This is a genomic window from Streptomyces sp. NBC_01445, from assembly GCF_035918235.1.
Lineage (GTDB): Bacteria > Actinomycetota > Actinomycetes > Streptomycetales > Streptomycetaceae > Streptomyces.
Genome location: NZ_CP109485.1, coordinates 6,557,300 through 6,582,242, shown reverse-complemented (window position 1 = coordinate 6,582,242; position 24,943 = coordinate 6,557,300). Strand labels below are relative to the sequence as shown.

General features: G+C 72.0%; 20 protein-coding genes. 7 read left to right on the top strand and 13 right to left on the bottom strand.

What is annotated here, in order from left to right; genetic code table 11:
- The first annotated feature begins 206 nt into the window (after positions 1–206).
- A complete protein-coding gene (locus OG574_RS29940; RefSeq protein ID WP_326775745.1) occupies positions 207–3,521 on the top strand; it encodes a S8 family serine peptidase in 3,315 nt (1,104 codons plus the stop codon).
- A gap of 66 nt (positions 3,522–3,587) precedes the next feature.
- On the opposite strand, the gene OG574_RS29935 is transcribed toward OG574_RS29940, so the two are convergent.
- Both OG574_RS29935 and OG574_RS29930 read right to left on the bottom strand, forming a co-directional pair.
- Positions 3,588–4,322, bottom strand: a complete 735-nt coding sequence (locus OG574_RS29935; protein ID WP_326775744.1) for a hypothetical protein — start codon at positions 4,320–4,322, stop codon at positions 3,588–3,590.
- Position 4,323: 1 nt separating this feature from the next.
- Positions 4,324–4,845: a sigma-70 family RNA polymerase sigma factor gene (locus OG574_RS29930; RefSeq protein ID WP_326775743.1), complete on the bottom strand. Its 522-nt coding sequence runs from the start codon at positions 4,843–4,845 to the stop codon at positions 4,324–4,326.
- 195 nt (positions 4,846–5,040) lie between these two features.
- On the opposite strand from OG574_RS29930, the gene OG574_RS29925 reads away from it, so the two are divergent.
- Positions 5,041–6,057, top strand: a complete 1,017-nt coding sequence (locus tag OG574_RS29925; RefSeq protein ID WP_326775742.1) for an aspartate-semialdehyde dehydrogenase — start codon at positions 5,041–5,043, stop codon at positions 6,055–6,057.
- A 47-nt stretch (positions 6,058–6,104) separates the two neighbouring features.
- Here OG574_RS29925 and OG574_RS29920 read toward each other — a convergent pair whose 3' ends face one another.
- On the bottom strand, positions 6,105–6,620 hold the full coding sequence (locus OG574_RS29920; protein ID WP_326775741.1) for a DUF1203 domain-containing protein: 516 nt from the start codon (positions 6,618–6,620) through the stop codon (positions 6,105–6,107).
- A 124-nt stretch (positions 6,621–6,744) separates the two neighbouring features.
- Between OG574_RS29920 and pepN the strand changes: the two genes are divergently transcribed.
- Positions 6,745–9,315: an aminopeptidase N gene (gene pepN, locus OG574_RS29915; RefSeq protein ID WP_326775740.1), complete on the top strand. Its 2,571-nt coding sequence runs from the start codon at positions 6,745–6,747 to the stop codon at positions 9,313–9,315.
- Positions 9,316–9,384: 69 nt separating this feature from the next.
- Here pepN and OG574_RS29910 read toward each other — a convergent pair whose 3' ends face one another.
- The 5 genes from OG574_RS29910 to OG574_RS29890 form a co-directional block, all read right to left on the bottom strand.
- On the bottom strand, positions 9,385–9,876 hold the full coding sequence (locus tag OG574_RS29910) for a hypothetical protein (protein WP_326775739.1): 492 nt from the start codon (positions 9,874–9,876) through the stop codon (positions 9,385–9,387).
- Positions 9,877–9,947: 71 nt separating this feature from the next.
- Positions 9,948–11,096 (bottom strand): allantoicase, encoded by a 1,149-nt coding sequence (gene alc, locus OG574_RS29905; protein WP_326775738.1) that lies wholly within the window; start codon positions 11,094–11,096, stop codon positions 9,948–9,950.
- 89 nt (positions 11,097–11,185) lie between these two features.
- Entirely contained in the window at positions 11,186–12,091 is a 906-nt protein-coding gene (locus OG574_RS29900; RefSeq protein WP_326775737.1) for a LysR family transcriptional regulator, read from the bottom strand.
- 4 nt (positions 12,092–12,095) lie between these two features.
- A complete protein-coding gene (locus OG574_RS29895; protein ID WP_326775736.1) occupies positions 12,096–13,061 on the bottom strand; it encodes a DMT family transporter in 966 nt (321 codons plus the stop codon).
- Positions 13,062–13,101: 40 nt separating this feature from the next.
- A complete protein-coding gene (locus OG574_RS29890) occupies positions 13,102–14,088 on the bottom strand; it encodes an EamA family transporter (RefSeq protein WP_326775735.1) in 987 nt (328 codons plus the stop codon).
- Between the two features lie 154 nt (positions 14,089–14,242).
- Here OG574_RS29890 and OG574_RS29885 point away from each other — a divergent pair, with 154 nt between their 5' ends.
- Positions 14,243–14,752 (top strand): MarR family winged helix-turn-helix transcriptional regulator, encoded by a 510-nt coding sequence (locus OG574_RS29885; protein WP_326775734.1) that lies wholly within the window; start codon positions 14,243–14,245, stop codon positions 14,750–14,752.
- A 39-nt stretch (positions 14,753–14,791) separates the two neighbouring features.
- On the opposite strand, the gene OG574_RS29880 is transcribed toward OG574_RS29885, so the two are convergent.
- Entirely contained in the window at positions 14,792–16,252 is a 1,461-nt protein-coding gene (locus tag OG574_RS29880; RefSeq protein WP_326775733.1) for an FAD-dependent monooxygenase, read from the bottom strand.
- Positions 16,253–16,403: 151 nt separating this feature from the next.
- Here OG574_RS29880 and OG574_RS29875 point away from each other — a divergent pair, with 151 nt between their 5' ends.
- Positions 16,404–16,976, top strand: coding sequence for a TetR/AcrR family transcriptional regulator (locus tag OG574_RS29875; RefSeq protein ID WP_326775732.1), 573 nt, complete (start codon positions 16,404–16,406; stop codon positions 16,974–16,976).
- A 125-nt stretch (positions 16,977–17,101) separates the two neighbouring features.
- Here OG574_RS29875 and OG574_RS29870 read toward each other — a convergent pair whose 3' ends face one another.
- The 3 genes from OG574_RS29870 to OG574_RS29860 are packed head-to-tail and all read right to left on the bottom strand — an operon-like array spanning position 17,102 to position 19,707.
- Positions 17,102–17,341, bottom strand: coding sequence for a hypothetical protein (locus OG574_RS29870; protein ID WP_100594172.1), 240 nt, complete (start codon positions 17,339–17,341; stop codon positions 17,102–17,104).
- 20 nt (positions 17,342–17,361) lie between these two features.
- Positions 17,362–19,461, bottom strand: a complete 2,100-nt coding sequence (malQ, locus tag OG574_RS29865; RefSeq protein WP_326775731.1) for a 4-alpha-glucanotransferase — start codon at positions 19,459–19,461, stop codon at positions 17,362–17,364.
- Entirely contained in the window at positions 19,462–19,707 is a 246-nt protein-coding gene (locus OG574_RS29860) for a hypothetical protein (protein ID WP_100594170.1), read from the bottom strand.
- 319 nt (positions 19,708–20,026) lie between these two features.
- Here OG574_RS29860 and OG574_RS29855 point away from each other — a divergent pair, with 319 nt between their 5' ends.
- Positions 20,027–23,002: a beta-N-acetylglucosaminidase domain-containing protein gene (locus tag OG574_RS29855; protein ID WP_326775730.1), complete on the top strand. Its 2,976-nt coding sequence runs from the start codon at positions 20,027–20,029 to the stop codon at positions 23,000–23,002.
- Between the two features lie 30 nt (positions 23,003–23,032).
- Here OG574_RS29855 and OG574_RS29850 read toward each other — a convergent pair whose 3' ends face one another.
- Complete coding sequence (locus tag OG574_RS29850; RefSeq protein WP_326775729.1) at positions 23,033–24,094, bottom strand: mechanosensitive ion channel family protein; 1,062 nt, start codon at positions 24,092–24,094, stop codon at positions 23,033–23,035.
- A gap of 259 nt (positions 24,095–24,353) precedes the next feature.
- On the opposite strand from OG574_RS29850, the gene OG574_RS29845 reads away from it, so the two are divergent.
- Positions 24,354–24,890: an HNH endonuclease gene (locus OG574_RS29845; protein WP_100594167.1), complete on the top strand. Its 537-nt coding sequence runs from the start codon at positions 24,354–24,356 to the stop codon at positions 24,888–24,890.
- Positions 24,891–24,943: the final 53 nt, after the last annotated feature.

The window sequence follows — 24,943 nt, the reverse complement described above, 5'->3', positions numbered from 1 at the left end:
CTCCTCGCGGGGCGCGTGTGCCGCACCCTGCTGTGCGCGATTCCCCGAACGCCCCGCTTTGTCCGCGATGACGTATGGCGGAAGTACGCCATGACCTGATCACGTCACGGGCAACTCTCCCCAAACAGGCGCCACTTACGTAAAGCTGACCGGTCATCCGGCACCGAATTCCGGACCCTTTCCGACCTTTACGTACAGGGATGCTGATGACCCTCGATCCCCAGCGCGCACCGATATCCGGAGCGAGACGGGTGGCCCGGCTCGCGGCCGCCGCCGGCCTCGTCGCAGCGCTCACCGCCGCCGGGCCGATACCCCTGGCCTACTCCGCGGACGCGGACACCACTCCGTCGACCGACGCACCCGTCAAGTCGGCCGGTGACAAGCTCGGTTCGTCCGACGCACAGCTCCTCGACCAGGCCGAGGCGGCCGGCGACAAGAACGTGACCATGATGGTCGCGACCGCGCCCGGCGCGACCGAGCAGGTCGCGCACCAGCTCGACGCCGTCAAGGGCGGCTCGGTCGGCCGGACCTACGACAAGCTCGGCTACGTCCGTGCCACCGTGCCGACCGCCAAGGCGGACGCCGCGATCAAGGCGGCCGAGAAGCTCTCCTCCGTGCAGGGCATCGACCTGCGCCACGAGATCGAGCTCGACGACCCGACCCCGGCCGGCGACACCGCCAAGGGCTCGAAGGGCGCCGAAGGCTCCTACGCCGCGCCCGGCAAGAACACCCCGTCGAAGAACCCGTACAACCCGTCCTTCGAGACGGGCGCCGTCGACTTCGTGAAGGACAACCCGAAGGCCGACGGCCGCGGCGTCACGATCGGCATCCTCGACTCCGGTGTGGACCTCGGCCACCCGGCGCTCCAGAAGACCACCACCGGCGAGCGCAAGATCGTCGACTGGGTCACCTCGACCGACCCGCTCGTCGACGGCGACGCCACCTGGCGCGCGATGGTCACGAACGTGTCCGGGCCGACGTTCACGTTCGGCGGCCGGACCTTCAAGGCCGCGGCCGGCTCGTACCAGGTCTCGACGTTCAAGGAGTCCGCCACCACCGGCGGCGACGCCAAGGGCGACCTGAACCGCGACGGCGACACCACCGACTCCTGGGCCGTCCTCTACGACGCCAAGGCCGGCACGGTCACCGTCGACCTGAACGACAACGCCGACTTCACCGACGACACCCCGATGAAGCCGTACAAGGACGGCTACCAGATCGGGTACTTCGGCAAGGACAACCCGGCGACCGACGTCGTCGAGCGGATCCCGTTCGTCGTGGAGATCCGCAAGGACGTCCCGATGGACCCGCTGGGCGGCGACTGGACCGGCAAGAAGGCCGACTTCGTCAACATCGGCGTCATCGAGTCCGAGCACGGCACGCACGTCGCGGGCATCACCTCCGCCAACGGCCTGTTCGGCGGGAAGATGAGCGGTGCCGCGCCCGGCGCGAAGATCGTCTCCTCGCGCGCCTGCACCTGGTCCGGCGGCTGCACCAACGTCGCGCTCACCGAGGGCATGGTCGACCTCGTCACCAAGCGCGGCGTCGACATCGTCAACATGTCGATCGGCGGCCTGCCCGCCCTCAACGACGGCAACAACGCGCGCTCCTTGCTCTACAAGCGCCTCATCGACGACTACGGCGTCCAGCTCGTGATCTCGGCGGGCAACTCCGGCCCCGGCGCGAACACCATCGGCGACCCCGGCCTCGCCGACAAGGTCATCTCCGTCGGCGCGTCCATCTCCAAGGAGACCTGGGCGTCCAACTACGGCTCGGGCGTGACGAAGTCCTACGCCATGATGCCGTTCTCGTCGCGCGGCCCGCGTGAGGACGGCGGCTTCACGCCGACCATCACCGCGCCCGGCGCCGCGATCAACACGACGCAGACCTGGCTGCCGGGCTCCCCGGTCGCCGAGGCGGGCTACAGCCTGCCGGCCGGCTACTCGATGCTCCAGGGCACCTCGATGGCCTCCCCGCAGGCCGCGGGCGCCTCGGCCCTGCTGCTCTCCGCCGCCAAGCAGAAGCACATCGCGCTCACCCCGGCGAAGCTGCGCACGGCGCTCACCTCGACCGCGAAGCACATCAGCGGCGAGCAGGCGTACGCCGAGGGCTCCGGCCTCATCGACATCGTCGACGCGTGGAAGTCCATCAAGCGCGGCGCGGGCGCCCACACCTACACGGTGAAGGCCCCGGTCGACACCGCGATCGACTACGCGCTCCTGGACCCGGGCTTCGGCACCGGCATCTACGACCGCGAGGGCGGCCTCAAGGCCGGCCAGAAGAAGACCTACGACGTCACCGTCACGCGCACGTCGGGCTCTGACCGCGCGGTCCGCCACGAGCTGTCCCTCAAGAACAACTCGGGCTCCACGTTCCGCATCCTCGGCGACGACACCGTCTCTCTGCCGCTGAACAAGCCGGTCACCGTCAAGGTGCAGGCCGCGCCGAAGAGCGCCGGTCTGCGCAGCGCCATCCTCGAGGTGGACGACCCGCGCACCGAGGGCGTCGACCAGCAGGTCATGGCGACCGTCGTCGTCGCGACGCCGCTCGCGAAGCCGTCGTACACGTTCTCGGACTCCGGCTCCGTGCAGCGCAACAGCACGAAGTCGTACTTCCTGACGGTCCCCGAGGGCGCGAAGTCCCTCGAGGTCGCGATGGGCGGCCTGAAGGACAAGAGCCAGACCCGCTTCATCTCGATCCACCCGTACGGCGTCCCGGTCGACGACACGTCGACCCCGAGCTGCTACCCGAACTACAACCCGGACAACGTCTGCCGCCCCGACCTGCGTTCGTACGCGGACCCGCAGGCCGGCGTCTGGGAGATCGAGGTCGAGGCGCGCCGTACGTCGCCGCAGCTCGACAACCCGTACAAGCTGGGCGTCGCCGTGCTCGGCGCGGCCTTCGACCCGGCTGTGCAGACCGTGCCCGAGGCCAAGGTCGGCACCCCGGCCGCCGTCTCCTGGAAGGTGACGAACAACTTCGCCGCCATCGACGGCAAGCTCAAGGGCGGTTCGCTCGGCTCGTCGAAGACGGCGCGTCCGTCCCTCAAGGAGGGTGAGACGCAGACCTCCACGGTCGTCGTCCCCGCGGGCGCCGAGCGTCTGGACGTCGCCATCGGCGGCGTCTCCGACAACGCCGCCGACCTGGACCTGACGGTCTACGACCAGGACGGCAACCAGGTCGGGCAGTCCGCCGACGGCGACTCCGAGGAGGCCGTCAGCATCAGCAAGCCGGCCGCCGGCACGTACACCGTCGAGGTCGTGGGCTACTCGGTCCCGTCCGGTTCGACGGACTACGACTACCGCGACGTGTTCTTCTCCCCGACGCTCGGCCAGGTCAAGGTCGACGAGGCGAAGTCCGTGAAGCTCGGCAACGGTGACGCGACGCAGGTCACCGCCGAGGTCGTCGCCGCGGCGGCCGCGCCGGAGGGCCGCGAGTTCTTCGGCGAGGTGCAGCTCCTGAACGGGCGCGGCACGGTCGCCGGGCTCGGCAGCGTGAAGATCGAGAAGGTCACGCCGTAACGGTGACCGGGTGACAGGAGGGGCGGGCGTCCGTACGGGCGCCCGCCCCTTGCCGTCGGCCCGGGCTCACACTCCGGGGCCGCCGCCCTGGCCGCACTTCAGGCCACGGGAGCCGGGGAGCGCGTTCACGATCATGTCGCGCAAGGGCTTGATCTCCTTGCCCGTGGCCCAGTTGTCCGGCTCGTTTCCGCGCTTGGGGACCGTGATCAGCGTGTGGTCGCCCCGCTTCAGGCGGGGGTCGACATCGCGATCCATCCGGAAGATGACCTTCCCGGATCCGGAGGCCGGTTTGTAGTAACGGGTCACGGTCAGCGTGATGCGGTCTCCCTTCCCGCCGGGCTCGGGCATGACGCGGTCGACCGTGCCCTCCACCATGAGCCGGGAGCACGCCACAAAGCCCTCCGGGGTGAGATCCGCGTCCTCGATGCCGCTCCTGTTGCCGCCCTTGCTGTCGCTCGCGGACTTGTCGGAGGCTCCGGAGGCCGCGTGGTCCCCGGGCTGTGCGACGAGCCACATCATGACGCCTGCGACCCCGAGCGCCCCCGCGGCGGCGAGAGAGCCCAGGGCCAGGCGCAGACGCCTGCGGGGCCGCACATGGGCCACGGACGCCGACGGCTTCGCGGGCGCCGGAGTCCCCCGCGCGGCGAGCGCGTCCCCGATCCCCCGCACCTGCTCCGCGAGCAGCGCGACATCGGCCTCCGCCGCCGCGTGCGCGGCCACCACCTCGGGGTCGGCCGCGTCCTCCTGGGGCAGCGGCTCCCCCGTGAGCGCCAGCATCAGCGCGCGGTCCTCGTGCTCCATGTCACACCACCTCCCCTTCGCGCAGCCGCGCCCGCAGCATCCGTACCGCCGTGTGCAGCCTGCTCTTGACCGTGCCCTCCGGGATGCCCAGCTCCTCGGCTATCGCCCGCACCGGGAGATCCGCGTAGAACCGCAGGACGACGACCTGGCGCTGGGTGTCCGGCAGCTCGTCCAGTCCCTGCGCCACGGCCAGCGAGAGGACCCGCGACTCGGCGCCGTCCTCCGCGCGCTGCTCCTGGCGCAGGGAGGCGAGGCGCTCGCCGAGCCGTTCCTGGCGGCGGCGGGCCCGGTGCCAGTCCATCGCGAGGTTCGAGGCGACGACGGCGGCCCACGCCGACACGTCGCGCGGCGCCTCGTCACCCCGCGCGGCCCGTTCCAGCAGCCGCAGGCGCACCTGCTGCACGCCGTCCTGAAGGTCGCCGTGCGGTACCCCGCCCAGCGACAGGACGGCCCGCACCCGGTCCTCCTGCGCGGCATCCAGCGGATCGGCCGCCTCCGCGCGGCGCGTTCTACTGCGCAGCAATGCCCCTCCCCTCCCCCTGGCTCTCCCGCGTTTCCCCTAGGACGCCGGGGCAGCCGGAAACGTTCGCACCGTGAGACAGGGATGAATGTGGCGTCCCGCACCTCGCACAATGGATTGGACAAGGCGGCCGGGGACAGACGCATCATGGAACGGCACCCCCGCTGTTCTGTTCGTGTACATACGGAGGAAAACCCTGTGAAGGTCGGAATCGTCGGAGCCACCGGTCAGGTCGGCACGGTCGTGCGCAAGATCCTCGTCGAGCGGGACTTCCCGGTCGACAAGCTGCGCCTGTTCGCCTCGGCCCGCTCGGCCGGGACGGTCATCGACGGTGTGACGGTGGAGGACGCCTCGACGGCCGACTACACGGACCTCGACATCGTCATCTTCTCCGCGGGCGGCAGCACCTCCAAGGCGCTCGCCGAGAAGGTCGCGGCCCAGGGCGCGGTCGTGATCGACAACTCGTCGGCCTGGCGCAAGGACCCCGAGGTCCCCCTGGTCGTCTCCGAGGTCAACCCGCACGCGATCGCGAACCGCCCCAAGGGCATCATCGCCAACCCGAACTGCACGACGATGGCCGCGATGCCGGTCCTGCGTCCGCTGCACGAGGAGGCCGGCCTCGAAGCGCTGGTCGTCGCCACCTACCAGGCGGTCTCCGGCTCCGGTCTCGCGGGCGTCGCCGAGCTGCACGGCCAGGCGCAGAAGGTCGTCGCCGAGGCGGACAAGCTCACGCACGACGGCTCCGCCGTCGAGTTCCCCGAGCCCCAGGTCTACAAGCGCCCCATCGCGTTCAACGTGCTGCCGCTGGCCGGCGCCATCGTCGACGACGGTCTGAACGAGACGGACGAGGAGCAGAAGCTCCGCAACGAGTCCCGCAAGATCCTCGAGATCCCGGGCCTCAAGGTCTCCGGCACCTGCGTGCGCGTGCCGGTCTTCTCCGGGCACTCGCTGCAGATCAACGCCCGCTTCGCCCGTCCCCTGTCCGTCGAGCGCGCCACGGAGCTCTTGTCCGGCGCCCCCGGCGTCGAGCTCTCCGACATCCCGACGCCGCTCCAGGCCGCGGGCCAGGACGCCTCGTACGTGGGCCGCATCCGCGGTGACGAGACCGTGGAGAACGGTCTGTCGCTGTTCGTCTCGAACGACAACCTCCGCAAGGGCGCCGCACTGAACGCGGTGCAGATCGCGGAGCTGGTGGCGGCCGAGCTCAAGGGCTGACGGCCGCCCCCTTCCGGACGCCCGCCCCTTCCGGACCCGCGGCCGTTCTACGACTGCGGCCTGCGCACCTCGAACTGGAAGCAGCCGTACTCCAGGGCCCGCACGTGGACGAGCGCCACGTGCGGGTCGCCGAACGCCTCGACGAACGCCGCGTCGAACCCGGCGGTCGCATCCTGCGGGATCTCCAGGAGGCGCCCGCCGACGATGTGCCCCTCGGCGTTGTAGCGGCGCACGGTGCGCAGGGCGCCGGGCCGGTCGAAGGGGTAGCCGCCGGCGTCCGGCGCCGGCCCTTCGCAGTCGTCGGCGTGGATGAAGACCGGTCCCTGCTCGTCGTACGCGCCCGGGTGCGCGCCCGTGGCCTCGCTCCAGCGCCGCAGCGGGGCGTACGAGACGAGCGCGATCCGCTCGCCGGGCTCGACGGAGCGCAGACAGCAGCGCAGCGGGGACCCGACGGCCGCGTCGTCGGTGGCGGTGAACGCGACGCAGGGGCGGCCCGCGTCGTCGGTGTCCCGCAGTTCCTTGAGGGTGGCCGGTGCGATGGGCTGTGCCGTGTACGTGGTCATGTACGCAAGGCTCGTCCCGCGCGCGCGGGTTCACCGGCGGAAAACGGACATCGCGCTCTCCGCTTCCCTCGTGGAAGGATGACCGGAACGTCACAAACGTAGACCGGATCTAGGAGATGACCGCGTGCCTGGCACCAATCTGACCCGTGAAGAGGCGCAGCAGCGGGCGAAACTGCTCGATGTCGAGTCGTACGAGATCGATCTTGACCTCTCGGGAGCGCAGGAGGGCGGCACCTACCGGTCCGTGACCAGCGTGCGGTTCGAGAGCGCCGAAGCGGGCGCCCACACGTTCATCGACCTGGTCGCCCCGGCGGTCCACGAGGTCGTCCTGAACGGGCATTCGCTGGACGTCGCCGCCGTGTTCCGCGACTCGCGGATCGAGCTCAAGCACCTGGAGGCGGGGCCGAACGAGCTGCGGGTCGTCGCCGACTGCGCGTACACCAACACGGGTGAGGGTCTGCACCGCTTCGTCGACCCGGTCGACCAGCAGGCCTATCTGTACACGCAGTTCGAGGTCCCGGACGCGCGCCGCGTCTTCGCCTCCTTCGAGCAGCCGGACCTCAAGGCCACCTTCCAGTTCACCGTGAAGGCGCCGACGGGCTGGACGGTCATCTCCAACTCCCCGTCTCCGGAGCCGAAGGACGACGTCTGGCACTTCGAGCCGACGCCGCGCATCTCCACGTACATCACGGCTCTGATCGTCGGCCCGTACCACTCGGTGCACTCCTCGTACGAGGGCCCGGGCGGGCAGTCCGTGCCGCTCGGCATCTACTGCCGGCCCTCGCTCGCCGAGTTCCTCGACTCGGACGCGATCTTCGAGGTCACGCGGCAGGGCTTCGACTGGTTCCAGGAGAAGTTCGACTACGCGTACCCCTTCGCCAAGTACGACCAGCTCTTCGTGCCGGAGTTCAACGCGGGCGCGATGGAGAACGCGGGCGCGGTCACCATCCGCGACCAGTACGTGTTCCGTTCGAAGGTGACGGACGCGGCGTACGAGGTGCGTGCGGAGACGATCCTGCACGAGCTGGCCCACATGTGGTTCGGCGACCTCGTGACGATGGAGTGGTGGAACGACCTCTGGCTGAACGAGTCGTTCGCCACGTACACGTCGATCGCCTGCCAGGCGTACTCGCCGGACAGCCGCTGGCCGCACTCGTGGACGACGTTCGCCAACTCCATGAAGACATGGGCGTACCGGCAGGACCAGCTGCCCTCCACGCACCCGATCATGGCCGAGATCCGCGACCTCGACGACGTCCTCGTCAACTTCGACGGCATCACGTACGCCAAGGGCGCCAGCGTCCTCAAGCAGCTCGTCGCGTACGTCGGCATGGACGAGTTCTTCCAGGGCGTGCAGGCGTACTTCAAGCGCCACGCGTACGGGAACACGCGCCTGTCCGACCTGCTCGGCGCGCTGGAGGAGACCAGCGGGCGCGACCTGACCGCGTGGGCGAAGGCCTGGCTCCAGACGGCCGGCATCAACATCCTGCGCCCGCAGATCGAGACGGACGCGAACGGCGTCATCACGTCCTTCGCCATCCAGCAGGAGGCGCCCGCGCTCCCCGCCGGCGCCAAGGGCGAGCCGACGCTGCGCCCGCACCGCATCGCGATCGGCCTCTACGACCTCGACGACGACAGCGGCAAGCTGGTGCGCGTGGAGCGCGTCGAGCTGGACGTCACGGCCACCGAGCTGACCCAGGTCCCGCAGCTGGCCGGCAAGCGCCGCCCGGACGTGATCCTCCTCAACGACGACGACCTGTCGTACGCGAAGGTCCGCCTGGACGAGGAGTCGCTCGCGTTCGTCACCGAGCACCTCGGCGACTTCGAGTCGTCCCTGCCGCGCGCCCTGTGCTGGGCCTCCGCCTGGGACATGACGCGCGACGCCGAACTGCCCACCAGCGCCTACCTGGAGCTGGTCCTCTCGGGCATCGGCAAGGAGTCCGACATCGGCGTCGTGCAGTCCCTGCACCGTCAGGTGAAGCTGGCCATCGACCTGTACGCGGCCCCCGTGGGACGCGACGGGGCGCTGGCGAGCTGGACCGAGGCGACGCTGGCGCACCTGCGGGCGGCGGAGGCGGGCAGCGACCACCAGCTGGCGTGGGCCCGCGCGTTCGCGGCGACGGCCCGCACGCCGGAGCAGCTCGACCTGCTCGAGGCGCTCCTCGAAGGCACGCAGACCATCGAGGGCCTCGCCGTCGACACGGAGCTGCGGTGGGCGTTCGTGGAGCGGCTCGCTGCGGTCGGCCGCTACGACGAGCCGGAGATCGCGGCGGAGTACGAGCGGGACCGGACCGCGGCGGGCGAGCGCCACGCGGCGACGGCCCGCGCGGCGCGCCCCACCGCCGAGGCGAAGGCGGAGGCCTGGGCGTCGGTCGTCGAGTCCGACAAGCTCCCGAACGCGGTCCAGGAAGCGGTCATCGCCGGCTTCGTCCAGACCGACCAGCGCGACCTTCTCGCCCCGTACACGGAGAAGTACTTCGCCGCGGTGAAGGACGTCTGGGAGTCCCGCTCCCACGAGATGGCCCAGCAGGTGGCGATCGGCCTGTACCCGGCGATCCAGATCTCCCAGCCCACCCTGGACGCAACGGAGTCCTGGCTCACCACGGCCGACCCGAACGCGGCCCTGCGCCGCCTGGTGTCGGAATCGCGGGCGGGCGTGGAGCGTGCGCTGCGGGCGCAGGAGGCTGACGCGTAGTCCGTCACCGCCTGGTCCACGAGGGGCGCCCCGCCACGTGCGGGGCGCCCCTCCCCCTTTGACGCGTCCTCAGGCCAGTTCGCGGGCGATCGCGAGCATGGTCTGCGTGTGCAGGTTCGTCTGCGCCGTCAGCGACACCCCGCGGGGCTCGTACTGGCGCTCCATGTCCTCGCACCACTCTCCGACCAGGCCGTCGAGCCGGTCCGCGACGGCCGCGTCCGCGGGGGTCGGCCGCTCGCCCAGGGCGCCCCGCAGCATGGCCGCGGCGCGCAGCGGGGCACGGCGGGCGGAGATGCCGAGGGAGACGGAGTTGCCGACGGTGGCGGCGAGTTCGGCGGCGCCGAGTTCACGCGCGTCGTACGACGTCCAGGTGTCGACGATGCCCGGGGCGACCTCGATGAGTTCCTGGGCGGCGGCGAGGAAGGGCAGCCGCTCTTCGGGCACCCGGGACGTCCACTCCCCGAGTACCGCTTCGAGCCGTTTGGCCCGGCTCAGCAACAGCTCGCCGAGCCGGGCGAGTTCACGCTCGCGGGTGCCGGCGGTGGGGCGCGCGTCACTCACCGCGGGCACGGCCCAGTAGGGCGTCTCGACGACGGCGCAGGCTGAGTGGATGCCCCGCCGCGCTTCGTCGGTCAGGCCTCGGTGCGGCCGTAGCGGTCCCGCAGGGCGTCGCGGCCCGTTTCCGTCAGGGAGCCGTGCAGGCGCATCCGGGCCACGCCGCCGTCCGGGAAGGCGTCCAGGCGTACGTGGGTGGCTACGGCCCGGGCGGCGAGTTTGAAGCGGTGGAGGGTGTCGGGCTGGAGGCGGGTGCGGGGGATGATTTCGAACCACTCGCCCGTGTCGCCGTTGCGGCCGCTCAGGGCGATCCAGCCGGCCGAGTTCCCCTTCAGGTACGCCGTGTCGATCTCCACCGCGCGGATCGCGCCCTGCGCGGCGAGGCGGAAGCGGACCCAGTCGTTCGTGCCGTGCACCCGGCGCCTGCGGTTCTCCCAGCCGTCGTCCATCTTGCGGGACGTGCCGGGCAGGATGATCTGCGTCGGCGAGGAGTAGAACTTGTCGGACGCGTCCTCGTACGTACCGCCGTTGAGGACCGAGAGCAGGTCGAACGTGCCGAGCAGGTCGAGCCACTCGGGGTCCGGGACCACCTCGCCGTGCACGCGCAGGCGGGCCACACCGCCGTCGGGGTGCTGGCAGAGGCGGAGGTGCGTGTAGCGGCGTTCCGACGTGATCGTGAAGCCGTTGGCCGCGTGGCCGCGCACCGGCGTCGGGGCGATCAGCTCCTCCCACTTCACGTCGGCCGCGGTGACGTCCTCGGGGCTCGGGGAGCCTTCCACGCACGCCGCCTGGACGCTGATGCGCTGCGGGTAGTTGCCTCGGAAGTGCGCGGTGTCCACGACGATGCCGCGGATCACGCCGGGTGCGCCGAGCCGGACGATCGCCCAGTCGTGGTCCTCGGGCGCGGGGAAGGGGGACTCGGCGGTGCCGCGGCGGCGGCGGGTCTCCCAGCCGTCCATGATCTTGCCCTTGTGCCCGAAGTGCTCGGGGTCGAACACCGCGGGCTCGCGGACGAGGAGGTTCTCGCGCTGGGCGAAGAACTCGTCGTTCGCGGCGATGACTCCCGCGCCCAGGCGCCGGTCGGCGAGGTCCACCAGCTCCGCGTAGCTCTCGGTGTCGCCGAAGTGGCGGTAGTCGGCGTACGGGTCGCCGCCGGAGTAGGGGGCGGCGTCGTTGGCGTGCGGGTCCTCGTGGGCTTCGAGCGGCGCTGCGTCGGATGTCGTCATACGTCCACTGTCGGACCCACCGAGCACTTAGGTCCATCGAAACTTTTCGACAAGTACGTTCAGGTGAGCTGAATGGTCGGGTCCTGACATCAGCGTTCCGCCGCGGCTTCCCTCAGGGCTTCCAGCACCCTCGACACCGCCGGCGCCTCCTCCGACCCGCTGCGCACCGCCGCCACCACGTGCCTGACCGGCCGGTCCTCGCCCAGCGCGCACATCACGACGCCCTCTCGGCCCGCCGCCGCCATGCGCGGGACCAGGGCGATGCCCATCCCCGCCTCGACCATCGCCAGGATCGCCGTCCAGCCGGCCGCGCTGTGCGCCTGCTCGGGCACGAACCCGGCGGCCTCGCACGCGGCCCGCGTGATCTCCGACCAGGGTCCGGAACCGCCGAAGATCCAGTGCTCGCCGGCCAGCTCGGCCAGGCGCGGGCCCGCCGCTCCCGCCAGCGGATGCCCGGTGGGCAGGGCCACGTCGAGCGGGTCGGCGAGCAGCGGCACCCGCGTGAACTTGGGGTCCCGCGCGGTGGGCGCGTGCGCGGCGAGCGACAGGGCCAGGTCCACGTCACCGGCCGAGAGCAGCTCGTACGCCTCCGCGGCCTCGGCCTCGCGCACGCGGACCGCGATCCCGGGGTGGGCGGTGCGCAGGGCGCGTACGGCGGGCACCACCAGGGCGGGCACGGCGGTGGAGAAGGCGGCGACCCGCACCTCCCCCGACTCGCCCTGCAGATACGCGTCCAACTCCGCGTCGGCGCGTTCCAGTTGGGCGAACACGGCTTCGGCGTGCCGCAGGACGAGGTGGGCGGCGTCGGTGAGGCGTACGCGCCGCCCGTGCGCCTCCAGGAGCGGCACGCCGAGCTGTTTCGCCAGGTTGGTCAGCTGCTGCGACACGGCCGACGGGGTCATGAGCAGCGCCTGTGCGGTGGCCGTGACGGTCCCCCGGTCCCGCAGGGCCCGCAGGATCGCGAGCTTCTTGATGTCCCAGTCGGTGGCGCGCATGGGGTCAACGTATCCGGGTCTCGCCCCGGGTCGCGGAGCCGAGGGCCACCCCCGCCAGGATCAGCGCCATGCACGCGATCTGCAGCACGCCCATGGCCTCGCCGAGGACCGCGTACGAGAGCAGGGCCACGCACACCGGCTGGAGGTAGTAGATGACGCCGGCGCGGGCCGCGCCGATCTGGGCGATCGCCTTGTTCCACGCGAAGAACGCGACGGCGGACGAGACCACACCCACGTACAGGAGGGGCGAGACCGTCGCCGCCGTCGGCTCGAAGCCGCCCTGGACGGCGAGGCTGACGAGGAACACCGGCAGCAGCATCAGCGCGCCGAGTACGAACGTCGCGAAGAGGAACGCGGGCCCGCCGATCTCCGCCGGCCGGCGCCGCAGCAGCGCGCTGTACGAGCCGAAGCAGACCGCCGCCGCGACCACCCACAGGTCGCCCGCCGTGAAGTCCGGCGCCAGGGAGCCCTTGCTGACCAGAAGCAGAACACCCACGCACGCCACGACCGTGCCGGTCACCCGGCGGGCCCCGAGCCGCACCCCGCCGAGGCGTTCGTACGCCGCCATCAGGACGGGCGACGCGGCCATGATCATGCCCATGTTCCCGGCGGACGTCGTCATCGCCGCCTGGTTGACGAGCGTGTTGTAGACGGTCACGCCGAGCAGTGCGGCGAGCAGCAGGAAGCGCAGGTGGGCGCGGAGCAGTGCCCGCTGCCGCCAGGCGGAGCGCGCCGCGAACGGCGCCACCGCGGCGATCGCGATGATCCAGCGCCAGAACGCGTGCTGGATCGGGGGCACGCTGTCGTGCAGCGCGCGGGAGGTGACGAAGCTGCCCGACCAGACCACCGTGGCGAGCAGCGCGAGCGCGAGGCCGGCGCCGAGCCCGTTGCCGGCGCGGCGCCCTCCTGCTCCTCCACCTCCCGATGCGGCCTTCTCGGCGCTGGTGGTTGTCCGGTCCAGGACCGCCATCCCGTATCCCCTCCTGAGCTGTGATCTGGCTACGACCCGACTACCGTCGCAGCTCTCCACCCGTCAGGTCCATCGAAACTTTCCGCTCCGTCTCTTCAGCAGAACTGAAAGGTTGGGGCTGTGAAGCGGGTGAAGCGGCGGCCCGGGGCAGGCGCTGGCCCAGCAGCGTCGCGCCGAACGCCAGCGCCATGCCCACCAGCTGCACCGGCGTCAGCGCCTGCCCGAGCGCCGCCCAGCCGATGACCGCCGCCGTCAGCGGCGAGAGCGGGCCGAGGAACGTGACCTGCGTCGCGGTCAGGCGGCCGATGCCGCGGAACCACAGCCAGTACGCGACCGCCGTGTTGGCGAGCGCCAGGTACGCGTAACCCGCGACGGCCCGGCCGTCCAGCGCCGGGGGCGCGCCCTCGACGAGGAAGGCGAGCGGGGCGATGAGAAGACCGCCGGCCGTGAGCTGCCAGCCGGTGAGCGCCAGGGGGCCCACCCCTTCCGGGCGGCCCCACCGCTTGGTGAGGACCGTTCCCGTCGACATCGACGCCGTGGACGCGAGCGCCGCCAGCGCGCCGACCGGGTCGAGCGCGCCCGCCGCCTTGAGGACGACGAGGCTGACGCCGAGCGCGGCCGCGATGCCGGTCAACAGCGTGCGGCGCGTGGGGCGTTCACCGAGCAGGAGCGTCGCGAGGCCCGCGACGAAGAGGGGGCCGATCGAGCCGACCACCGCCGCCATGCCGCCGGGGAGGCGGTACGCGGAGAGGAAGAGGAGAGGGAAGAACGCGCCGATGTTCAGCGCACCGAGGACCAGGGACTTCCACCACCAGGCGCCGCGCGGCAGCGTGCGCGCCAGCGCCAGCAGGAGGAGGCCCGCCGGCAGCGCCCGCATCAGCCCGGTGAACAGCGGGCGGTCGGGTGGCAGGAACTCCGTGGTCACCGCGTAGGTCGAGCCCCAGGAGATCGGGGCCAGCGCGGTCAGTGCGATCACGGCGCCGTTGCGCTTGTTCGCCTTCTCGACGCTGTGCTTGTTCGTCTTCATCGGGCGCCCCCCGCGGTGAAATGGGTTGGAGAGAAGTAGCTTCGTGGAAAGTAGCTTAGCCGTAAGCTACTTGCCGTCAAGTCACTTTCTTCAAAGTTACTTTCTGTCGAGCTACTTTCTTGCGACCGACCGACCCGGGTCGCATACTCGCCCCATGAGCAGCAGCAAGGACGTCAAGGACGCCGTCGACGCGATCATCGACCAGTGGGCCGAGGCCAGGCCCGACCTCGACACCACGGCGATGGAGGTCTTCGGCCGGGTCTACCGGATCTCGCGCGCGATGGGCGACCGCATCGACAAGACGTACGCCCGCTTCGGCATCGCGCGGGGCGAGTTCGACGTCCTCGCCACGCTGCGCCGCTCCGGCGACCCGTTCACGCTCTCGCCGCGTCAACTCTCGGCGACGCTGATGCTGACGACCGGCGGCATGACCGGGCGGCTCGACAAGCTGGAGCGGCGCGGGTTGCTGCGCCGCTCGCCCGACCCGCACGACCGCCGCGGCCTCCAGGTGACCCTCACCGACGAGGGCAGGGCGCTGGTCGACGAGGCGGTCGGCGCCGGGCTCGCCGTGCAGACCGAGGCGCTCGCCTCACTCGACAAGGAGCAGGCCGGCCAACTCGCCGACCTGCTGCGTCAGTTGTTGGCGGGCACACAGCCCTCCTGAAGCCGGACCGCCCCCGATGTCCCGGCGCCGGCCGGCCGCCTACGCCCGGAACGAGTACGAGTCGATACTGTCCGGCATGCTGGCGGAGATGGCGCCGCCATCCGCCGGCTCGCCGTCCGATGCCCAGGCCACGTATCCGTCGGGGCGCACGAGGAGCGCCGTGCGGCGGTCGCTCGCCCAGTGGGTGACGGTGTAGCGGTCGTCGCCCTTGTCGCGGGCGCCCTCGGGGACGATCAGGACGAACATGCCCTGACGCAGGACCTCGTAGAGGCGGCCCTCCGTGAGCGCGACATCGGGGACGCGGGTGCCGACGAGGCGGTGGGCGCCGCGCGGGGCCGGGTAGGCGACGCCGATGCCGGTGAGCTGGCCGAGCAAGCGGGTGCGGGCGGGGCGGACGCGGCCGAGGAACGTGGTGAGGGCGGCGCGGGCCGCAAGCGTCCAGGGGCGGTTGGCCATCGCGAGCCTGATGATGCCGCCGCTGCTGCGCAGGACGGCCTTCCCGACAGGGTGGCGCTCGGCCTCGTAGGTGTCCAACAGGGCGTCTCCCGCACGCCCGTTGACGACGGCGGCGAGCTTCCAGCCGAGGTTGGCGGCGTCCTGGAGGCCGGTGTTCATGCCCTGGCCGCCGGCCGGCGTGTGGACGTGCGCGGCGTCCCCGGCGAGCAGGACGCGGCCGACGCGGTACGCGGGCGCCTGACGCTCGTCGCTGTGGAAGCGGGACATCCAGCGGGCCTCGTGCATCCCGTAGTCGCGGCCGAGGGCGAGGCGGGTGACCTCCTTGATCTCGTCGAGGTCGAGGGGCGCGGACTCGGGGACGTTGCGCGCGCGGTTCCAGCCGATGATGCGGTAATAGCCGTCGCCGAAGGGGGCGATGAAGGCGAAGGCGTCACCGACCGCGTTGGCCGTGAGGACGTTCTCGGGCTCCTCGGCGAGCTTCACGTCGGCGAGGACGACGGAGCGGATGACGGACTTGCCGGGGAAGGGGAGCCCGACGCTCTCGCGTACGGCGCTGCGCATGCCGTCGGCGCCGACGACGTACGCGGCCCGCAGCGCCGTCGACTCGCCGTCGGCCGTGCGGACCTGGAGCGTCACCCCGTCCGTGTCCTGGGCGAGGCCGGTGACCTCCGTCTCGTACGCGAACTTCACGCCCGCGTCGGTGGCGCGCCGCTGGAGCGCGGCCTCGACCTCGTACTGCGGCAGGACCAGGAGGTGGCGGAAGCGCGACGGGAGGACGGTCAGGTCGACGGCGAGGCGGCCGAAGAGCTGGAGCCTGTCGAGGGCCTGGCCCTTGGCCTCGATGCCGTCGGCGAGGCCGCGGGCGTCGAGCTGCTCCAGGGTGCGGGCGTGCAGGACGAAGGCCCGGGAGAGGTTGCTGATCTTGTGGGGACGCTTCTCGACGACGGTGACGGGGACGCCCGCGGCGGCGAGGTCCCCGGCCAGGAGCAGGCCGGTGGGGCCGGAGCCGACGACGATCACGGTGCGAGGAGTGGTGCCGTTCATGGTGGCCTCCTGGTGCCTGCGAGCTCGGTCCGGTCGGGTCCGGCAGCTCATCGCCAACACTTGTTGGCCAACGAGCGTTGGTCTACATCTGTTGGCAAACCTAGGCGCCCCGCTCTGGACTGTCAACAGGTGTTGGCCTACGTTTGTTGGCATGACAGGAACCACCCAGCAGGCACGCCGCTCGGACGCCACCCGCACCGCGATCCTCGCGGCGGCCCGCGAGCGCTTCGCCGCCGACGGGTACGAGCGGGCCACGATCCGCGCCATCGCCAAGGACGCGGCGATCGACCCGTCGATGGTGATGCGCTACTACGGCAACAAGGAGGGTCTCTTCGCCGCGGCCATCGACCTCGACCTGCGGCTTCCGGACCCCGAGGAGATCGCGGTCGAGGACATAGGCCGCACCCTCGTACGGCACTTCCTCGACCTGTGGGAGGAGAACGAGGTGCTCACCGCGCTGCTGCGCGTGGGCGTCACCAACACCGCAGGCGCCGAGCGCATGCAGGACATCTTCAGGAAGCAGACGCTGCCGCTCGCCCTGCGCGTCTGCGCCGATCCCGCCGAGGCCCCGGTGCGGGCCGCGCTCTGCGCGTCACAGGTCCTCGGTCTCGCGCTCACCCGCTACGTGCTGCGCTTCGGCCCCGCCGTCGGGCTCAGCCGCGACGAGATGGTGGAGTGGCTGGCGCCGACGCTCCAGCGCTATCTGACGGCCGAGCGGCCGTAGGACGCCCCGGCCGGACTCCCCGGCCGAGCGACCGCGGAACGGGGCGGGAACGCACCGAGGGCGCCCTCGGTGCGCGGTGCACACGAGGACGCCCTCGGCAAAGACGTGAGTGAGAGGTGCGGTGGTCAGCCCTGCTTCTGCGGCTTGCGGGACTTGTCACCGACGATCACGAGGCCGGCGATCACCAGGAACAGCACGATCGGCGCCACGACATAGAGGCCAAGGGTCTCGATGACGGAGAGGCCCTTACCGGGGTCGTCGCCGTCGTCGCGCGCCAGCGCGAGCGCGGGGGACGTCATGAGCAGCATCATCAGCGTCGTACCGGCAGCCAGGGCGCCGGCGCGCAGAGCGTTCTTCTTGTCCACGGTGCAAACGTAGCGAACACCTAAACGGGCCGCGCGCCCGGGGGTGCCGTACGGGGCAGTCCGGACCGCAGGACCTCGATCAGCGCGTGCGCCCTCGGCGAGGCCGTGAGCTCCTCGAAGGTGACCGGACGGCCGGTGGCGTCGGCGACCGGGAGCCGCCAGTTCGGGTACTCGTCCGAGGTCCCCGGCAGGTTCTGCGGGCGCCGGTCGCCGACCGCGTCGGGCAGCCAGACGCCGACCATGCGGGCCGGGGTGAGCAGCAGGAAGCGGTGGACGGCGCGGATCTCCTCCTCCTCGGACAGGCCCTGTCCTCCGCCGCCGGGCAGCAGGCCGAGGCGCGCGAACAGGGCGGTCCACTCGGCGACTTCCGCCGTGGCCTCGGCCTGTTCCCGCGCGAGCGGCCGCCCGAGGAGGCCGAGGCTGTCGCGCAGCCGCACATGGTCGCCGGTCAGCCGGGCCGCGGTGGACGGCAGGTCGTGGGTGGTGGCGGTGGCCACGCAGTCCGTACGCCAGCGCTCCGGCGGCACCGGGCGGCCCGTGCCGTCCCAGTCGCGCTCGAACCACAGCACGGACGTACCGAGCACGCCGCGCGCGTGCAGGGCCTCGCGGACGCCGGGCTCGACCGTGCCGAGGTCCTCGCCGATCACCAGGGCGTCGGCGCGGCCGGCCTCCAGGGCGAGTACGGCGAGCATCGCCTCCGCGTCGTAACGGACGTACGCCCCCTCGGTCGGCGGCTGTCCGGCCGGCACCCACCACAGCCGGAACAGGCCCATGACGTGGTCGATGCGGACCGCGCCCGCATGAGCGAACAGGCCGCGCAGGAGCGCGCGGTAGGGGGCGTAGCCGGCGGCGGCGAGCCGGTCGGGACGCCAGGGCGGCAGACCCCAGTCCTGGCCGCGGGAGTTGAAGGCGTCCGGGGGTGCGCCGATGGACATGCCCGCGGCGAAGATGTGCTGCTGGGCCCAGGCATCGGCGCCCTCCGGGTGCACGCCCACGGCCAGGTCGTGGACGAGCCCGACGGGCATGCCCGCGTCGCGCGCGGAGCGCTGGGCGGTGGCGAGTTGGGTGTCAGTGAGCCAGGCGAGGTGGCTGTGGAAGTCGACGCGGTCCATCAACTCGGTGCGGGCGTCGGCCGTTTCGCCGGATCCGGGGTCGCGCAGGGGCTCGGGCCAGGTGTGCCAGTCGGGGCCGTGCCGCTCGGCGAGCGCGCACCAGGTGGCGTGGTGGTCCAGGTCCGCGCCCTGCTCGGCGAGGAAGTCCCAGTAGGCGGCGCGGCGGCCGGGGCTGAGCGGGACGCGCACGACGAGGTCGAGGGCGCGGCGCTTGAGGTCCCACACGGCGTCGCGGTCGATCAGGGCGCCCTTGTGCAGGACGCCGTCGCGCAGCCGGGCGGCCTCGGCGAGCAGCTCGCGCACGCGGTCGCGGTCGGCGTCGGGCAGATAGGCGTACTCGGGGATGTCCTCGACGCGCAGGTGTACCGGGTCGGGGAAGCGGCGGGACGACGGGCGGTACGGGGAGGGGTCGGTGGGTCCTTCTCCGCGGGGTACCGCCGCGTGCAGCGGGTTGACCTGCACGAACCCGGCGCCGGCGGTGCGGCCCGCCCAGGACGCGAGGTCGGCCAGGTCACCGAGGTCGCCCATGCCCCAGGATTTCGCCGACAGGAGGGAGTAGAGCTGCACGAGCAGCCCGTACGTGCGTTCACCCGGGGTGCGCACGCGCGGCGGGGCGACGATCAGGTGGGCGTCGGCCGTTGCCCCGTCGGGGGCGGTGGCCCGCAGCCGGTGGACGCCGAGGGATACCGGTCCGGGTGGCCGCCAGTCGTCGACGCGTTCACCCTGCTCGGTGGCCAGCTCGAGCGTCACGCCTTCGGGTAATTCCCGCGCCCAGGCCGGGGCGGGCTCATCGGCCCACAGCACGACCGTCGGCGGCAGCAGCCACGCCGCGGTCTCCGCCTCGCGCGCGACCAGCGCGTCCCGTACGGACTCCGGGGTGCGCGCGTCGACACCGAGGGCGGCGAGGACGGCGACGAGCGCGGCGTCCGGGGCCTCGACCGTGCGGCCGGGCGACGGCGAGTAGGACGGGGCGATCCCGTGCAGCGCGGCGAGCCGGGCCAGCGTCACCTAGACCCCCGAGGCGTCCAGGCCCGCGACCGGACCCGAGGGGGTCGGCTCGCTCGTGAGGGGCGCTACGTCGATGAGGGCGGGCTCGCTGGTCAGCGGCTCCGTGTCGGCGAGGGGCGGCTCGCTGGTGAGGGGCAGTTCGGCGCCGAACGCGAACTCGTCCGGCAGCGGCAGGGCGGGGGCGGGCAGGATCACGTCCGCCTGTTTGGACAGGGCCGAGAGCAGAAGGTGCGCTGATGCGGCCATGATGGCCTCCTTTTCGCGGTTCTTCGCGGGTCTTGTCGTCGATCTTTTCGTGGGCGACGGTCTCGGCAGCTCTACCCAGCGAACGCGGCGGCAGACATGAACGGCCCGACAACGTGTTACTGGTCACATTCTGTTCCATGGGTGGGACTCGGCCGGTGAGCGGCGCGAATCACCCCCTCCCGCCACTCCCGGCCGGGCAATTGCGGCACAACGGCCACTCCCGTTGACACTCCGACCCGGCAAATGGTGGGCTCGGTTGCCACCCTGGGACACCCGTGACCGGTCCCACCACCGAGCCGAGACCAACGAGGAGTGAGCCGTGCAGCTCCGGCGCCACAGGAAGGGGGCGGCGGCCATCGCTGTCGCCGTCATCGCCAGTGCGCTCGGGGGAGCCTCCGGAGCGGTGGCGGCCCCGCCCGGGCCCACGCTCTCCACGGGTGACCGGGACAGCGACACGGGAACGCCCGCGGTGTGGCCCCGGCCGCAGTCGCTGCGTACCGCCTCCGGCGCGGAGGCCGTGACCGTGACCGACGAGGTCGTCCTCGTCACCGGCCGCGGCGCCGACCGGTACGCGGTGGACGCGCTGCGCACCGTGCTGCGCGGGGCAGGCGCCCGGCACATCACCGAGGTCGACGACGAGAAGGCCGTGCCCGACGGTCCCGCGCTCGTGGTGCGGATCGGCTCCGTGGCCGCCGGGACCGCGTCCGGTGACGGCTGGGGAGCGGCGGATGCCCGCCCCGGCCGCGGACAGGGCCTCGAGACGGCGCTCGGCGCTCTCGGCGCGTCGGCCCGCAAGGACCTGCCGTCCGGCGGGTACCGGCTGGCCGCTGGGCGGACGGACGGCCGGGACACCGTCGCCATGGAAGGCGTCGGTGACGACGGCCTGTTCCACGCGGTGCAGACGTTCCGGCAGCTGGTGAGTGGACGGAAGGTCGCCGGGGTCGTCGTGCGCGACTGGCCGGGGACGGCCGTGCGCGGCATGACGGAGGGCTTCTACGGAACCCCGTGGACCCGTGAACAGCGGCTCGACCAGCTGGACTTCATGGGACGCACCAAGCAGAACCGCTATCTGTACGCGCCGGGCGACGACCTGTACCGGCAGGCGCGGTGGCGCGAGACGTATCCGGCCGACCAGCGCGCGGACTTCCGGGCCCTTGCCGAGCGGGCGCGCGCCAACCACGTGACGCTGAGCTGGGCCGTGGCGCCCGGGCAGGCGATGTGTATGTCGTCGGACGACGACGTCAGGGCCCTGAACCGCAAGCTCGACGCCATGTGGGCGCTCGGTGTGCGGGCGTTCCAGCTCCAGTTCCAGGACGTGTCGTACAGCGAGTGGCACTGCGAGGCGGACGCCAGGACGTTCGGCTCGGGGCCGAAGGCGGCGGCGCGGGCGCAGGCGCGCGTGGCGAACGCGGTGGCGCGGCACCTCGCCGCGCGGCACCCGGGCGCGGGGCCGCTGTCGCTGATGCCGACGGAGTTCTACCAGGACGGGTCGACGGAGTACCGCGGGGCGCTCGCGGGCGGGCTCGACGACTCCGTCGAGGTGGCGTGGACGGGCATCGGCGTGGTCCCGCGCACGATCACCGGGCGCGAACTGGCGGGCGCGCGGGCCGCGTTCGGCTCCGGGCACAGCCTCGTCACGATGGACAACTACCCGGTCAACGACTACGCGCAGGACCGCATCTTCCTCGGTCCGTACACGGGCCGCGAGCCCGCGGTGGCGATGGGTTCGGCGGCGCTGCTCGCCAACGCGATGGAACAGCCCGCGGCCTCCCGCATCCCGCTGTTCACGACGGCGGACTACGCGTGGAACCCGCGCGACTACCGCCCGCAGGAGTCCTGGAAGGCCGCGCTCGACGACCTGGCGGGCGGTGACGCGCCCACCCGTGAGGCACTCGCCGCGCTGGCGGGCAACGACGCGTCGTCCGTGCTCGGCGAGGACGAGTCCGCGTATCTGAAGCCGGTGCTCTCCGGCTTCTGGGACTCCCGTACGAAGGTGCTCACCGACCGCGCGCGGTACGAAGCGGCGGCGAAGGAGCTGCGGGACGCGTTCACCGTGATGCGGCGGGCTCCGGAGCAGCTCAAGTCGACGGCCTTGGACGCCGAAGTGCGGCCCTGGAGCGACCAGTTGGCACGGTACGGGGAGGCCGGGGAGACGGCCGTCGACATGCTGGACGCGCAGGCCAGCGGTGACGGGGCGGCGGCGTGGCGGGCGGCGCGGCTCCTGGAGCGCCGGCGCGCCGGTCTGGAATCCCGCCAGGTCACCGTCGGCAAGGGCGTGCTGGACCCGTTCCTCGACCGGGCGCAGAAGGCGTACGCGGCGTGGGCGGGGACCGGTCGCGCGGACGCGACGCGCGACGGGGAGGCGAAGCTGCCGCGGGCGCGGCGGCTCACGGCGGTGACGGTCCTGGCCGACCCCGGCACCCACGGCACCGTGCAGGTCCATGTGCCGGGCGAGGGCTGGAAGTCCGTCGGCACGCTCACCGACAGCGGGTTCACCGAACGCAGGCCGAAGGACGTGAGGGCGGACGCGATCCGGGTGTCCGGCGCCTCGAAGGGCGCCGTGCGCCATGTCGTCCCCTGGTACGCGGACTCCCCCGACGCCTCGTTCGAGCTGGCCCGCACGGAGCTGGACGCGGAGATCGGCGGCGGCGCGCGGCGGGTCACGGCACGCCTGACACCGCAGCGGCCCGGCTCCGTGGAGGGGCGCCTCAGCGCGGAGGGCCCGCACGGCATCAAGGTGACGCTGCCCGCGCAGGCCTCGCTCCCGCGCGGCACGCAGGTGAGCGCACCGGTCGACATCACGGTCCCGGAGGGCACTCCGGCGGGCACGTACGACGTGCCGGTCAGCTTCGCCGGCACGACGCGCACGGTGTCGGTGCGGGCGTATCCCCGTACGGCCGGACCGGACCTGGCCCGCGAGGGCAGGCCCTCGTCCTCGGCCGACGAGACCACGGACTTCCCGGCGTCCGCCGCGAGCGACGGCGACCCGGAGACCCGCTGGTCGTCCCCCGCCGAGGACGGCGCCTGGTGGCAGGCCGAACTGGCGAAGCCGGTGCGCCTCGGCCAGGTGGTGCTGCACTGGCAGGACGCGTACGCGAAGGGCTACCGCGTCCAGACGTCCGCCGACGGGAAGTCGTGGCGCACGGCCGCGACCGTGAAGGACGGACACGGGGGCCGCGAGTCGGTCCGCATGGACGCCCGCGACACCCGCTTCGTCCGGATCCAGGGCGACGAGCGGGCCACGCGGTACGGCTATTCGCTGTGGTCGGTGGAGGCGTACGCGGTCGCGGAGTGACGCGAGCGGGCCGGCGTACGCCTCCCGCCGTTACTTCGACATGTTCGGCGGCGTGATCGGGGAGGCCGCCAGGGACTGCGGGGACGTGCTCGACGCGTAGGCGGACGGGGCCGAGACGCCGGCCGTCGGGTCGGCGGTGGCCTCGTCGGCGGCCTGCAGGGGGAGGCGGCCCACGATGCGGATCCCGGCCTCGTCGAAGGCCAGCTTGATGCGCCAGCGCAGCTCGCGCTGCACGGTGAGGGACTTGCCGGGCATGGTCTTCGCCGAGACGCCCACGACCATGGAGTCGAGGAGCACGCTGTCGAGGCCGAGGACCTCGACCGGGCCCCACAGCATCTCGTTCCAGGGCTCGTCCTTGCTCATGGCGACGCCGACCTCGGTCAGGGTCTCCTTGACCTTGACCAGGTCCTCGTCCGAGCGGACGGTGACGTCGACACTCGCGGTGGCCCAGCCCTGCGACAGGTTGCCGATGCGCTTGACCTCGCCGTTGCGGACGTACCAGATCTCGCCGTCGGCGCCCCGCAGCTTGGTGACGCGCAGGCCGACCTCGACCACCTCGCCCGAGGCGACGCCCGCGTCGATGCTGTCCCCGACGCCGTACTGGTCCTCGAGGATCATGAAGACGCCGGACAGGAAGTCCGTGACGAGGTTGCGGGCGCCGAAGCCGATCGCCACACCCGCGACGCCCGCCGAGGCGAGCAGCGGGGCCAGATTGATCTGGAACGTGCCCAGGATCATCAGGGCGGCCGTGCCGAGAATCACGAAGGAGGCGACCGAGCGCAGCACGCTGCCGATGGCGTGCGAGCGCTGCCGGCGGCGCTCCACATTGACCAGCAGGCCCCCGAGCGCCGTGCCGTCGACGGCCTGCGCCGTGCGGTTCATGCGCTCGATGAGCTTGGTGATGGCGCGCCGGATGGCCACTCTGAGGACCGCGGCGACGACGACGATGAGCAGGATGCGCAGGCCTATACCCAGCCAGGTGGACCAGTTCTGCTCGACCCAGCTGGCGGCGTTCGTGGCCTGCTCCTGGGCGTCCTTGAATGTGGTCGGGTCCGAGGACGGGTCGGACGCCGACAGGACGGACAAGATCACGGCAGAAACCTCCAGGCATAGCGGCCGCCCGCGAAAGGCGGAGGTACGGGCAGACTCACCACACTAACGGGGCATTGTGTGTGGATCGTTGTCTTGTTCGAGGGAGAGGCCGTCCTCACCTGGGGATGTAGGGGATGTGGTCGAAAACACTCCCAGCCCGTTACCGGGACATGGTGGCGCTTGTGCAGGCCATGAGGGGAAACTGACTACAGATCGTCCCGGCGCGAGCCACGCGCCGCCGGCGTACAAGGAGGCATCCGTGCCGCATGTCCTGGTCCTCAACGCGTCGTACGAGCCACTCGGCGTCGTACCGCTCCGCCGCGCGCTCGTTCTGGTCCTCGAGAACAAGGCCATGTGCCTCGAGGAGTCCGGCGCCTATATGCACAGCGCAACCTGTACTGTCCCTGCACCCAGCGTCGTCCGCCTCAAGCGGTTCGTCCGGGTCCCTTACAGGGGGCCCGTTCCTCTGACCCGGCGGGCGCTGTTCGCCAGGGACGGCGGGCGGTGCATGTACTGCGGTGGCGTCGCAACCAGCGTCGACCACGTCATTCCCAAGAGCCGCGGCGGCCAGCACGCGTGGGAGAACGTGGTCGCGTCCTGCCGCCGCTGCAACCACGTCAAGGCCGACCGTCACCTGGTCGAGATCGGCTGGCGCCTGCGGCACAAGCCGGCCCCTCCGACCGGGCTCGCCTGGCGCATCATCGGGACCGGGCATAGGGATCCGCGCTGGCTGCCGTACTTGCAGCCGTTCGGCGCGGACGAGGCACTGGCCCGGATCGAAGGCATTTCCGCCTGACCATCGATCCGGGTCTTTGTTTTCACCGGTACGTCCTGCGGGCCCCGCAGGAC